Genomic DNA, 12481 nt, shown 5'->3' on the forward strand with positions numbered 1-12481 from the left:
TATGCTATTATGATTGTCATATAGATAAACAGGTTGTTGCTTAATTATAATATTTTAATTGAGGCTATATTTACTGGTTAATTATATTTATTTGGAGGTGCATGATATGAGTTTTATGAAAGTTAGTGATCAGGCTTATGAGGAATTTAAAGGCTTTTTAGTAAATACCAATGTACAAAATTTTAATTTAAGAATAACTTACGTTGGAAGAAATTGTAATGGATTGACTTTTAACTTGGATTATGGAGTAAAAGGTGAAAATGATGTTGAAGAGCAAGTAAAAGATATTACTTTCATTATTGATAAAGACGCATTGGAAGAATTTGAAGGCTTTACAATTTTATCAAATGAAGAGAATAATGGAGAAGGTTTAGAGTTAAAAGCTCTTAAAGTTCCAGAAAGTCCTTGTACTGTTTGTCCAGGATGTTAATTTTTAATACTTAATTCTGAAAAAACTTAATAGCTAATAGGGCGATGTTTTAAAATAATGTTATTTTAAAACATCGCTATTTATTTTGATATAATATTCAAAGTAAAACTTATATTAAATAATAAATTTATATTTCAATAATGCATTACTATATGAATTATTTTATATAATTACAATAAGAATTAATTTTAGAAGGTGTGTAAATGAAATTATTTAGATTAATGGAAATAACCTTATGTATATTGTTTTCTTTGTTTTTATATGCAATGGCTTGCTATTATATTGGAATAAAAGGATTAAGTATATTACCATATAGAAATAATGGGTATGGAATAATGATATATTGGATTATATACTGGCTTATTTCAATTTCATTTGTCTTAAGTATTTTATGTAGGATTTTTTTATCAATAAATAATCTATTGACATCGATATTTACATCTATTGGTACTGTTTATCTTGCTGCATTTTTTTATTTGATGATATTATTTCCAATTACTGATCTTATAAAATTTATCTGTGAGAAAATAGGCTTAAAAGGAGAATTTATAAATTTTATAAGTAGAATATATGGCAATGGAATATTAATTTTTGTAATAATTTTTATACTTATTTTTATTGGAGTATGGAAAGCAACGCATCCAGTGATTACTGATTATAATGTTAATATAAATAAAAATGCTGGGAAAATTAATTTACTGAATATTGTTATGGTTTCCGATGTCCATGCAGGAATCACTGTAAAAGAGAAGGGGATTGCCAATATGGTGAAATCTATAAATCGTTTAAGACCAGACATAGTATTTTTCTGTGGTGATATGGTAGATGAAAATACCAATAGTAAAATGAAAAAGTGCCTTGGAGAAGCTTCTAAAAATATAAAGTCTAAATATGGAATATATGCAATTACTGGCAATCATGAATATATTGGTGCAAATTTGCCAGAAACACTTTCATACTTAAAAAGAGGAAATGTAAAAGTATTAGAAGACAGAGTGCTTAAAATTGATAATAGTTTTTATGTAGTTGGGAGAAATGATCCAGTTAGTTTCTATAAAACAAAAGAGAAGATAAAGTCACTAGAGGAATTATTAAAAGATATTGATAAATCACTTCCTATTATAGTATTGAATCACCAACCTATAGATTTAAAAGCGGCGAAAAAGGAAAAGGTGGATTTGCAACTTTCAGGACATACTCATAAAGGTCAATTTTTGCCAAATAATTTTATTACAGGACTTGTATATGAAAAAGACTATGGGTATCTGAAGAAAGGTGATTTTAATTTAATAGTGTCTTCCGGTTATGGAGCTTGGGGACCGCCTATAAGGATTGGAACAAAAGGTGAGATAGTTAATATAAGAGTAAATTTTAATAATTAGGTATATTATAAATAATCAGCGGAGTTCTTTTATTAAATTAAAAATTGCTGATTATTTTTTTATAAATATTATTATATAATATTAAAATATGATGAAAAATTTAACCTATTGCTAATAATAGTATGTATATGATTAAATATATATATGAAGAGATTAATTTATGCATATTATAGTATAATGAACAGACTTCGATATGGAGAGGATGCAATATGAAAACTATAAAAAATTCAAATAAAATAGTATTTTTTGATATAGGTGGTACTTTAGTAGGCGCTCCTAATTTATTTTCATATATAGCTGAAAAATATAAAAGTTTACAAAGGGATAGAATTGCTGAAGTAATAAGTGAAAACTATGATAACATGTATTATAATGCGCTGGAAGAGAAATTCTTAAGTGTTAAAGAGATGCTTAAAATATCACTAAAAGAGGCTTCATTAAAATTAAACATAGAAGATTTGAGTGATTTGGCACAAACTTACTATGAAGAATTATATACTAATCAATCTTATCTTTATGATGATGTTATACGAGTTCTAGATATACTAAAAAAAGCTGGGGTAAAATTAATTGTATTAAGCAATTCTGATTCTGACATATTAATTAAGGAATTGAAGGCTTTAAATATATATGATTACTTTGATGCATTTATAATATCCAGTGATGTTAAATCCTATAAACCTAGTGATACTATAATAAATAAGGCATTATCTTATTGTGAAATTTCAAAGAAAGATATAATATTTGTGGGAAATTCAGATGAAGATGTTATAAGTGCAAAAAAGATGGGTATTACATCTGTAATAATAAAGAGATGGAATAAAACAATTAATATATCCAGTGATTTTACTATAAAATTATTAGATGAGCTTCTAGAGATAATATAGATACTTATATTTATTACAGTTAATAGATATTTATATATGGTGGGGGTAATATTATGAAAGGTGATGAGGTGTTTACATTATTTGATAAGCTATATATAGAAGCTTATAAAAAAGAACATGGTAAAGAGGTGGAGAAAATATATAAAAATAATATATATAAAGAAATATATAAAAATGTATCCAAATATACTAAACAGGACTGGCAAAATCTTAAAGAAAGATTAAATTATATATATGAGGATATGATTGTTTTGATGGATAGAGATCCGGGTAGTGTAAGTGTTCAAGCATTAGTTGAAGAGCTGAGAAAATACTATAGTGATAGTTTTTATAAATGTGATTTAATTATGTTTAGAGCTTTAGGAAGATTATATATAGAAGACAAGTCTTTTAGGGAAAAAATAAATCATAAAAAGGATGGATTAGCGGAATTTTTAAGTGAAGCCATAGAGATATACTGTGATATTCATGAAAATAGATTATAAGAATTAATTATCCAGTGGATGTTTGTTATGACTCTACGTTATGTTTAAAAGTATTATATAACGATACATTCAAGGATAATTAATCTAAACTTATATGGTGTATGGCAAACGACTATCCATTGAAATTAATTACTGATTTTAAAGGATTAGTAAAAAATATCAAATACTTCTTAACAGCTGTGGATTTAGTATATCTGTTAATTCTGAAAAAGGAATCTTTATCAGAGGCACTCCGGAAGCCGTTGGAGCAATTTCATGGAATCCGAAAAATAATACTAAATTATTATTGTCTAAATAATAGGGTTGATCTTTGGCTATCCCTTTAAAATTACTAGCTGTATTAGGATAATAATCTTGAGGATTTGCCTGTAATATTGATTTTACTTTATTGTTTAACACTGATATATAATTAGAATCAGGTTTAAATAAGTCTCCTAAAGGCATAGATCGTGCATTTTCTAAATTATAGTTATAAGAAGTTCTTATATAGCTGTTCCTGCCATTTATATATTGTTGATAAATCAGAGAAATACTTAATAAATTATTTTTATTATAAGTTAATATATAGTTATTAGAGATTTGAAAAGGAATTACTGGTTTCCCCGCTGACTGCATAGCTTTTGCATTTTCATCTGCTGCTGCTTCCATTTGACTTTTAAATTCTAGAATATCATTTTTAATATTGCCATTGATGTATTTTAAAACTTCAGCATTAAAATTACCGCTTAAAACTGGAATATTTAAGTATTCACGTATTTTATAATTTTCTGTACTTATATTCTGAGAAGTAACCCCCAAAGTATTTGATGTATCATTTCTATACTTATGGTGCTTAGAATTATATTTTTGAGGATTACTAAAATGATAAAATTTATTATGTTTATGACCCATAAGATTAACCTCCTAAACATATTAACAAAAGATAATATGTATATTTTATTAGTAAATAGATTTATACAGACATAAACTATAATTATAAAATATGTTATAATTATAAAAGGGTTACTTTTATCTCTATAGATTTATTATTATTTTAGGATGTAATATTTTTTATAGTATTTAAAAATAAGAATAAGGAGATAGTTATGTCACATGTAAAAACAAATGCAATGCGTATCTTAGACAGGGAAAAAATAAACTATGATATCATTACTTACGATAGTTCTGATGGAAAAATAGATGGGATTTCAGTAACTAAAAAGCTTGGAGAAAATCCAAAGTTTGTTTATAAAACTTTGGTGCTTCAAGGTAACAGTGGCGATATATATATTTTTGTAACGCCTGTTGAAGATGAAATAGATTTAAAAAAGGCAGCAGCAGCAGCAGGCGAGAAAAATGTTAAAATGGTAGCAGTAAAAGATATAATGAAATTAACAGGATACATAAGAGGAGGGTGTTCTCCTATAGGTATGAAGAAACATTATAAAACTTTTGTAAATACAAGTGCTTTGGATATAGAAAAAATTATTGTTAGCGGTGGTAAAATAGGTACACAAATTGAAATTTTAACTGAAGATCTTGCTAAAGTTGCTAGTTGTGAATTTAAAGATTTTATTAAATAATATATTTCTTTTCCATGAGAATATTAGAGTAGAAATTACATAATAAATAAAAGATTGTTTCATAATATACAGATAAAATATGAAACAACCCTTTATTTAAGTTAAGAGGGAACAATAGAATACTTATTTTATATTATTAGTTGCTGGTGACATCATTTCAGAAAGAATATTAACATGATTTTCATCTTCTTTTAACATAGAATTTATTAAACTTAAACTATCTTTATCTAAATCTCCTTTAATTATTTTAGAAGTCATTTTTATGCCTGTATCCTCTCCATGCTGTGCTTTCCTTATATAATCTGCAGTGCTTTTTCGGCCCATATCTTTAATGTTAGACATAGTCTCTACAACTTTTCCCTTTACACCAACACTGGAGACGGGAATTCCTCCTAAAATTTGAATTCGTTCTGCTAGTTTTATAGCATGTCTTTTATGCTCTTTTTGTATTTTTTGAAACTCAGCTTTTGTATCAGCATCCGTTATGTTTTTTATATATTTTTCATAAGAATCAATTGCCATATATTCTCCCTTTAGTATTGCATTTAATTCTTTTATACTAATATTTTTAACTTTTTTATCTAATTTAGACACATCAGGAATATCATAAGAATTGCTTTTCTTATTAATTATATTTTGTTTTGTTTTACCTGTAGGCATATACAACACTCCTTTCAAATATAATATGCTCAAACAGAATAGTACTTATGTAATGTAAAGATGTATATTAAAGGAGAATATTTCATGAATTTAATGAAATATATAAAAATAAAAATATTAATGTTGTACAAACTATTTTATAAAGGACAAATACCAAGGAGGTTATAATTATGTCTGCGTATTCTAAAATAATTTTAATAGGTCAAGAAAGTAAAGATGGACTAGAAGATATATATGTGGAAATTTTACAAGGTGAAGGCGAAAAAAGATGGTATGAAGCAAAATATGATGAAGAAAAAATAAATAGAATGGGAAATATAACGTCTATAATTCCTATAGATAGAGCTGATAATAATTCTATTTTAGATGCATGTATAGCTTTTGCACCTAAGCTTTTTGAAGATTGCCCTTCTATGGAACAAGTTAAAAGTGAAATAGGGGATATAAATATGATAGATTTTTCTGCAGGAGAACATATTCCTAAATCTTGGAATAAACTGAGAAATGAAGCCAAAGAGAAGTTGAAAAATATACACATATATGAAGCTGATATAAAGAGATGTAAAGTTTTTGATGAAAAACCTATATATAGTTTATCATAACTAAATATTTATTTTATGTAAAAAAATAAAATAAATTTATTTCATAAATCTTAACATGATAAGAAGATATATTGGGGGGATGTAAATTAACATCCCCTTATTCATAAGCATTTATAAGCATCTGTTTAATTTCACTTATCAGTGGATACCTTGGATTTGATCCAGTACACTGATCATCAAAAGCCTGTTTTGACAGACTATCTACATTCATGTAGAAACTTTCCTTTGAAACTCCAGTTTCTTTAATATTTTTTGGAATATTTATTTTATTTTTTAAATCATTAATGGCAGAAATTAATAATTGTATCTTTTCAGATTCATTATTGCCGCCTAACTTTAGGTAATCTGCAATTTTTGCATATCTAAGCCTTGCATCAGGGTATTCATATTGTGGAAAGGCGGTCTGCTTAACTGGATTATCTGTAGCATTAAATTTAATTACCTCTGTTATCATCAATGCATTGGAAACACCATGAGGAATATTATAAGCAGAACCAAGTTTGTGAGCTATAGAATGACACACTCCTAAAAATGCATTAGCAAAAGCCATACCGGCCATAGTAGAAGCATGGGCCATTTTTTCTCTTGCTTTTATGTTTAGAGAACCCTCTTCATAGGCTAGAGGCAGATATTCAAATATTAATTTTATTGCTTCTAGAGCTAATCCATTAGTATATTCTGTAGCAAGTACTGAAACATAAGCTTCTAAAGCATGAGTTAAGGCATCCACACCAGAAGCAGCAGTAAGTCCTTTTGGCATATTCATCATTAATTCTACATCGATTATAGCTATATCTGGGGTTAATTCATAATCTGCTAAAGGGTATTTTATACCTGTCTTCTCCTCTGTGATTACAGCAAAAGGAGTTACTTCAGAACCTGTACCTGCAGAGGTAGGTATTGCTATAAAATTAGCTTTTTCCCTAAGAGTCGGAAAGTTATAAATCCTCTTTCTTATATCCATAAATGTCATAGATAGATTTTTAAAATCTGATTCAGGATGTTCATATAAAAGCCACATGATTTTGGCTGCATCCATTGGTGATCCACCACCTAAAGCTATTATAGTATCTGGCTGAAAATTAATCATTTCCTTAGAACCTTTTACTGCTGTAGCCAAAGTTGGATCCGGTTCAACATCGTAGAATATTTTATATTCTATAGATAATTCCTCTAATACTTTTAGAGTGCTTTTTAAAAATCCTAATTTATACAAGACTTTGTCTGTTACTATAAAAGCTTTCTTTTTATTCATGTATTTTAAATCCTGAAGGGCAGAAGGTAAACATCCGTATTTAAAATAGATTTTTTGAGGCACTCTAAACCAAAGCATATTTTCTCTCCTTAAGGCAACACTTTTTATATTTAGTAGGTTTTTTATGCCCACATTGTCAGTAACGGAATTTCCTCCCCAAGAACCACAGCCTAAAGTGAAAGAAGGTTCTATTTTAAAGTTATATACATCACCTACAGCACCGTGAGATGAGGGGGTGTTTATAAGAGCTCTTGAAGTTTTCATTACAGCTCCAAATTTTTGTATTCTATGTTTTGAAATAAATTCATCCGTATATAGTACGGAGGTATGTCCAATGCCTCCGCATTTTTCTAATATTTCACTGGCTTTAACAAGGGCATCCTCAAAATCAGCTGCTTTATACAAGCCTAGTATAGGTGAAATTTTTTCATGACCAAAAGGATCATGTACATCTATTTTTTCTACTTCACCTATTAATACTTTTGTTGCTTCAGGAACTTTAAAGCCTGCCAATTCAGATATTTTAAAAGCAGATTGCCCTACAATATCAGAATTTAAAGAATGGTTTACAAACATTATGGATCTTAATTTTTCAGTTTCTTTTTTATTTAATAGGTAAGCACCTCTATATAAAAGTTCTTTTTTTACTTTAGTATATATTTTTTCTATCGCAATAATAGCTTGTTCTGAAGAACATACCACTCCATTATCAAAGGTTTTTGAAAGGAGTATAGAACTTACTGCAGTTTTAATATCAGCAGTTTCATCAATTATAACGGGAGTATTTCCTGCTCCTACACCTATAGCTGGTTTGCCCGAAGAATAAGCGGCTTTTACCATTCCAGGACCACCAGTTGCTAAAATGGTGTCTGAATTTTCCATTACCAGTTTTGATAATTCAATAGAGGGTGTATCTATCCAGCCTATTATGTTTTCAGGTGCGCCGGCTTTTACTGCTGCATCCAGTATAAGTTTTGCTGTTTCGATAGTGCAGTTTTTTGCTCGTGGATGGGGAGAAAAAATTACTACATTTCTTGTCTTTAAACATATAAGCGCTTTAAATATAGTTGTTGAAGTGGGATTAGTTGTAGGAATAATTGCTGCTACAATACCTAAAGGCTCTGCAATTTTCTGTATTCCAAAACTTAAGTCTTCTTCAAGGACACCACAAGTTTTTTCATCCTTATATTTATTATAAACATATTCGCAGGCTAGATGATTTTTTATAACTTTATCCTCTAGAATTCCCATGCCAGTCTCTTCTACTGCCAATTCTGCCAACTTAATTCTGGAATCATTAGCAGCTAAGGATACTGCTTTAAAAATTTTATCTACCTGCTCCTGAGTATAAGAGGCATATTTTTTTTGAGCAACTCTCATATCTTCTAATTTTTTATTTAAAGTTTCAACATTTGTAATTTTCATATTACCTCACATCCCTTTAAATATATTATAGGTTAAATTGACAAATATCTTAGGATAATCATATAAACTTATATAATATTGGGTAAATTATTGTCTTATGATAACATTATAACATATTAAAAAATATTTTTGTAAATGTTTTCTGAAGTCTGAAAAATATAAGTGATATCGGAATTTATTTGTATTTCTAATATCACTTATATATTACAGCAATAAATTATTTTAAAAAGCTTATACCTTTAGTAATAGATAATTTGTAAGCTAATAAAGCTAAAATGGAGTATACAATGAGCAATATGAAAAAACTTATAATTAAGTTTATATTTAAAAATATACATATAAGAGACGTAAATGCAGATATAAATAATAAAGCAAGGGTTACAATTATACCATTAAAATTTTGTTTTACTGCTTTTGCTTCATTATCCCAATCCAGTTTAGGAAATTTTAAATCAATAAAAATTCCTAAAAATGAATAAAAAATTGTTCCTATTACAGATATAATAAATAACATTATCAGCATTAAAGAGCTTATTTTAAATACTATAGCACCAGTAATTAACATTATAACAACAGCTGTAATACTTACCATAATACCAATCAATACTTTGGCAATAATTTGATCTCTATAGGGAACAGGAATGTATCTCATTACAAAGAAGGATTCTCCTTCCCTAGATATAGCTGTAGCACATATCATATTGAAACTGGTAGTAACTAGTATTATTCCAGTGGCAATAGTAAAAAACATAGTATTCATCTGAAAATTAAAGCTCTTAGACATACCTCCATTGCTGAATAGTATTATTAAAAGCATAACTGGTGGAAAAATTACACCTCCAAGTACACAATTTTGAAGATAAGCAGGAGTTCTAAATAATAATTTTAACTCTTTTATCATATAGGACTTTAACTTTGAGTTTTTAACTGAGGATTTATTTAATTCTCTATGAGATAATTTTTTGCCCTTTGAAGTGCTCTCAGATATTCCAATAGCACCCTTAAAGTACAGAGCTTCAGCAGCTGCGAAAAATATGACAATAACTATGATAGAGATTATTAAAAATATAATTAAATTTAATAATCCAGAAATATTTGATGAATTCAAAAGGCTAAAGGCTGCAAATCTAGCTGAAGGAAAGGCCTTTGAAGCATTATTTATAGCATCACTGTTATCTCTAAGAGAAGAAATTAAGGCCTCAGGACCGCTGATTTTTCGTATGAGTATATTTATAACTATTGCCATAACTATACCTAGCATACCGGATAAAAATTTAAATCTATCCTTATCTTTAACTAAATCTGTAAAGGTCATTATAACCATACTTATTAAGCCGCAAACTACAATGGGGATAATAGGCAGTGTTAAAAATATTATTATTCCATAAATAATAAAAATAGGATTTCCTGCTTTATAACAGAAACCTACAAGAGTAGGCAGCAGTATAATCAATTCTACTAGATATTCAAATAATATTATTATGATGAGCTTGGCTCCAATTATTTCATAGGGTCTTAAGGGCATCGGCAGCAAAGTGTCAATATCCTTGCTGAAATAGAAAACACTCATAATATAGAAAAAACCAAATACTATCATAGTTATACAGGAAAGGGTCATGGTAGACGCTAAAAGCATACCTTGAAGATTTAGTTTTGCAAGCATGTCATAAGATGCAATAGTAGAAGCTGCAAAACCAAAAGTTATTGGAAGAAAACATAATATTATTAACACTATCATACCTAATTTTTTCTTGTTGCTAAAACCGGATTCAAAGGGATTATCATTATTTTTTAATAAAATTTTAGTTAGAATTAGTAATTTACTCATGTTCAGTCATCTCCAAAAACATTTTTTCTAAGGATTCATTAGTTTTAAAATGTTCTCTCATTTCCTTTAAAGTCCCACAAAATAAAAGTTTACCCTTATTTATTATTCCCACTCTATCACAAAGTTTTTCAGCTACCTCCAGTACATGAGTTGAAAAGAACACTGTTTTTCCGCTATCAGCATGCTCTCTCATCATTTGTTTTAAAGTAAATGATGATTTAGGATCAAGGCCTGTCATAGGTTCATCTAAAATCCATGTAGAAGGACTGTGTATAAGTACTCCCATTATTATTATTTTTTGCCTCATACCATGAGAATAACTCTGTATTTTGTCGCCAAGAGCAGTGGACATATCAAATCTTTCAGTGAGGCTTTGTATTCGTTCTTTTCTAAGATTGCTGTCTACGTCATATATATCTGCCATAAAGTTTAAATATTCTATGCCTTTAAGTCTTAAAAATATATCGGGATTATCAGGTACATATCCAAATTGTTTTTTTGCCTCCAGTGGATTCTGTGTTATGTCTATTCCATTTATGCCAATATAGCCAGAATCCTTATTCAATATTCCTGTAATCATCTTTAAAGTGGTAGTTTTTCCAGCTCCATTATGACCCAGAAATCCAAATATCTCTCCATCATTGATGGTTAAATTCAAATTATCCACAGCTTTTGTAGTTTTATTATAGCTTTTATTGAGATTAATAATTTCAATCATTAATTAAATTCCTCCCTCAATTTTAATATATATACAATTAATGTATTTATTTTAAGTAGATTTAAATAAATAATCAGATTGTCTTGTATATTATAGAAAACAGTAATACAATAAGTCAAATATAAAAGTATTTATTGTAGAATAAATAATTATTATAATCTATAGTTGATGGTATAATAAAGAATGTACTTGGCTTATATTTATTTATTATTATATAAAAATTATAAAATTGACTAAATTAAATATTAAGAATTAATTAAGATTAATTTATATTATAGATATCCAATTTAGCAACTAAATATTGATAAGCATAGATAGCTTGAATAACCTGTTTAAAAAAATTTAAATTTATATTTCAAGTTGGATAAACTAGTTTTAGTTTGAAACTGGTTTCACTATATATAAATTAATTGTAATAAAAGTATAAATATAATTGGAGGAAACATTTTGCAATTTATAAAGCTGTTATTGGATGAGTATGGGTATTCTGTACTATTTATTTCGTTAATGCTGGAACTTATAGCATTGCCGCTTCCAGGTGAAACCCTTATGAGTTATTGTGGATACCTTGTTTATATAGGAACTCTTAATTGGACTATAAGTGTAATTCTAGCGGCTTTAGGTACTATTATAGGGATAACTATTTCTTATTTTATAGGTAGAACTCTTGGTATTGATTTTTTGAACAAATTCGGTAGATATTTACATATAAAACCTGAAAGTTTTGAAAAGGTATCAAAGTGGTTTGAAAAGTATGGTTGTGGTATTTTAGTTATATCTTACTTTATACCAGGTGTGAGACATTTAACTGGTTACTTTGCAGGTATCACTAAAATATCTTTAAAAAAATTTTCTGTTAGTGCATATGCCGGTGCTTTTCTATGGAGTTTCACTTTTATAACCCTAGGAAAGTTTCTGGGCAGTGGGTGGAGTAGATTTCATACATATATAAAGAGGTATTTTGTTTTTATAACTGTAGTTTTAGTGATATTGGTATTGATGGTATTTGTATATAAGTTTTTCAAGAAAAAGTTGTGATTTACGAAATTTAATTGGTATAATATAAAATTTTCAGGAAAACATATATTTCTGAAAGAGGTGTTTTATATGTCAAAGAGAAGAAACTCAGCCAATAATACAGATAATAATGAAAATACTTTAGAATCACAAAGTGACTATGAAAAAAATAGACAGGAAAAAACTAAGAAACATAAATAGGAATATAGATAGATAATTGAGAATTAAAA

The 12481-nt window shown here is 27.9% G+C and carries 12 protein-coding genes; 7 read left to right on the top strand and 5 right to left on the bottom strand.

The window, feature by feature from the left end:
- Positions 1 to 106: 106 nt before the first annotated feature.
- The 4 genes from CLPA_RS07540 to CLPA_RS07555 all read left to right on the top strand — a co-directional run bounded on the left by CLPA_RS07540 (position 107) and on the right by CLPA_RS07555 (position 3184).
- Complete coding sequence (locus tag CLPA_RS07540) at positions 107 to 430, top strand: HesB-like protein (RefSeq protein ID WP_003447175.1); 324 nt, start codon at positions 107 to 109, stop codon at positions 428 to 430.
- Positions 431 to 633: 203 nt separating this feature from the next.
- A complete protein-coding gene (locus CLPA_RS07545; protein ID WP_003447174.1) occupies positions 634 to 1812 on the top strand; it encodes a metallophosphoesterase in 1179 nt (392 codons plus the stop codon).
- Between the two features lie 209 nt (positions 1813 to 2021).
- Positions 2022 to 2699 carry an HAD family hydrolase gene (locus CLPA_RS07550; protein WP_003447173.1) on the top strand — a complete coding sequence of 226 codons (678 nt, stop codon included), beginning with the start codon at positions 2022 to 2024 and terminating at the stop codon, positions 2697 to 2699.
- Between the two features lie 53 nt (positions 2700 to 2752).
- Entirely contained in the window at positions 2753 to 3184 is a 432-nt protein-coding gene (locus CLPA_RS07555; RefSeq protein ID WP_003447172.1) for a TipAS antibiotic-recognition domain-containing protein, read from the top strand.
- A gap of 159 nt (positions 3185 to 3343) precedes the next feature.
- Here CLPA_RS07555 and CLPA_RS07560 read toward each other — a convergent pair whose 3' ends face one another.
- Complete coding sequence (locus CLPA_RS07560) at positions 3344 to 4075, bottom strand: DUF3298 and DUF4163 domain-containing protein (RefSeq protein WP_003447171.1); 732 nt, start codon at positions 4073 to 4075, stop codon at positions 3344 to 3346.
- Positions 4076 to 4269: 194 nt separating this feature from the next.
- Here CLPA_RS07560 and ybaK point away from each other — a divergent pair, with 194 nt between their 5' ends.
- Positions 4270 to 4746 carry a Cys-tRNA(Pro) deacylase gene (gene ybaK / locus CLPA_RS07565; RefSeq protein WP_003447170.1) on the top strand — a complete coding sequence of 159 codons (477 nt, stop codon included), beginning with the start codon at positions 4270 to 4272 and terminating at the stop codon, positions 4744 to 4746.
- Between the two features lie 123 nt (positions 4747 to 4869).
- Here ybaK and CLPA_RS07570 read toward each other — a convergent pair whose 3' ends face one another.
- Positions 4870 to 5406, bottom strand: coding sequence for a DUF2383 domain-containing protein (locus CLPA_RS07570; RefSeq protein ID WP_003447168.1), 537 nt, complete (start codon positions 5404 to 5406; stop codon positions 4870 to 4872).
- 170 nt (positions 5407 to 5576) lie between these two features.
- On the opposite strand from CLPA_RS07570, the gene CLPA_RS07575 reads away from it, so the two are divergent.
- On the top strand, positions 5577 to 6008 hold the full coding sequence (locus tag CLPA_RS07575) for a hypothetical protein (RefSeq protein ID WP_003447166.1): 432 nt from the start codon (positions 5577 to 5579) through the stop codon (positions 6006 to 6008).
- Positions 6009 to 6105: 97 nt separating this feature from the next.
- On the opposite strand, the gene adhE is transcribed toward CLPA_RS07575, so the two are convergent.
- The 3 genes from adhE to CLPA_RS07590 form a co-directional block, all read right to left on the bottom strand.
- Entirely contained in the window at positions 6106 to 8688 is a 2583-nt protein-coding gene (gene adhE, locus CLPA_RS07580; RefSeq protein ID WP_003447164.1) for a bifunctional acetaldehyde-CoA/alcohol dehydrogenase, read from the bottom strand.
- A gap of 217 nt (positions 8689 to 8905) precedes the next feature.
- Positions 8906 to 10516: a putative ABC transporter permease subunit gene (locus tag CLPA_RS07585; RefSeq protein WP_003447160.1), complete on the bottom strand. Its 1611-nt coding sequence runs from the start codon at positions 10514 to 10516 to the stop codon at positions 8906 to 8908.
- On the bottom strand, positions 10509 to 11234 hold the full coding sequence (locus tag CLPA_RS07590; RefSeq protein WP_003447158.1) for an ABC transporter ATP-binding protein: 726 nt from the start codon (positions 11232 to 11234) through the stop codon (positions 10509 to 10511). Before CLPA_RS07590 ends, CLPA_RS07585 begins: the two co-directional genes overlap by 8 nt.
- A 447-nt stretch (positions 11235 to 11681) precedes the next feature.
- Between CLPA_RS07590 and CLPA_RS07595 the strand changes: the two genes are divergently transcribed.
- Entirely contained in the window at positions 11682 to 12272 is a 591-nt protein-coding gene (locus CLPA_RS07595; protein WP_003447156.1) for a DedA family protein, read from the top strand.
- The last annotated feature ends 209 nt before the right edge of the window (positions 12273 to 12481 follow it).

Source organism: Clostridium pasteurianum DSM 525 = ATCC 6013 (assembly GCF_000807255.1).
Classification (GTDB): domain Bacteria; phylum Bacillota; class Clostridia; order Clostridiales; family Clostridiaceae; genus Clostridium_I; species Clostridium_I pasteurianum.

Excerpts from the sequence above, each read along its gene's own strand:
- CLPA_RS07575 (WP_003447166.1), top strand. The coding sequence starts at position 5,577 with ATGTCTGCGTATTCTAAAATAATTTTAATAGGTCAAGAAAGTAAAGAT.
- CLPA_RS07545 (WP_003447174.1), top strand. The coding sequence starts at position 634 with ATGAAATTATTTAGATTAATGGAAATAACCTTATGTATATTGTTTTCT.
- ybaK (WP_003447170.1), top strand. The coding sequence starts at position 4,270 with ATGTCACATGTAAAAACAAATGCAATGCGTATCTTAGACAGGGAAAAA.
- CLPA_RS07550 (WP_003447173.1), top strand. The coding sequence starts at position 2,022 with ATGAAAACTATAAAAAATTCAAATAAAATAGTATTTTTTGATATAGGT.
- CLPA_RS07585 (WP_003447160.1), bottom strand. The coding sequence starts at position 10,516 with ATGAGTAAATTACTAATTCTAACTAAAATTTTATTAAAAAATAATGAT.
- CLPA_RS07555 (WP_003447172.1), top strand. The coding sequence starts at position 2,753 with ATGAAAGGTGATGAGGTGTTTACATTATTTGATAAGCTATATATAGAA.
- adhE (WP_003447164.1), bottom strand. The coding sequence starts at position 8,688 with ATGAAAATTACAAATGTTGAAACTTTAAATAAAAAATTAGAAGATATG.
- CLPA_RS07570 (WP_003447168.1), bottom strand. The coding sequence starts at position 5,406 with ATGCCTACAGGTAAAACAAAACAAAATATAATTAATAAGAAAAGCAAT.
- CLPA_RS07540 (WP_003447175.1), top strand. The coding sequence starts at position 107 with ATGAGTTTTATGAAAGTTAGTGATCAGGCTTATGAGGAATTTAAAGGC.
- CLPA_RS07560 (WP_003447171.1), bottom strand. The coding sequence starts at position 4,075 with ATGGGTCATAAACATAATAAATTTTATCATTTTAGTAATCCTCAAAAA.
- CLPA_RS07590 (WP_003447158.1), bottom strand. The coding sequence starts at position 11,234 with ATGATTGAAATTATTAATCTCAATAAAAGCTATAATAAAACTACAAAA.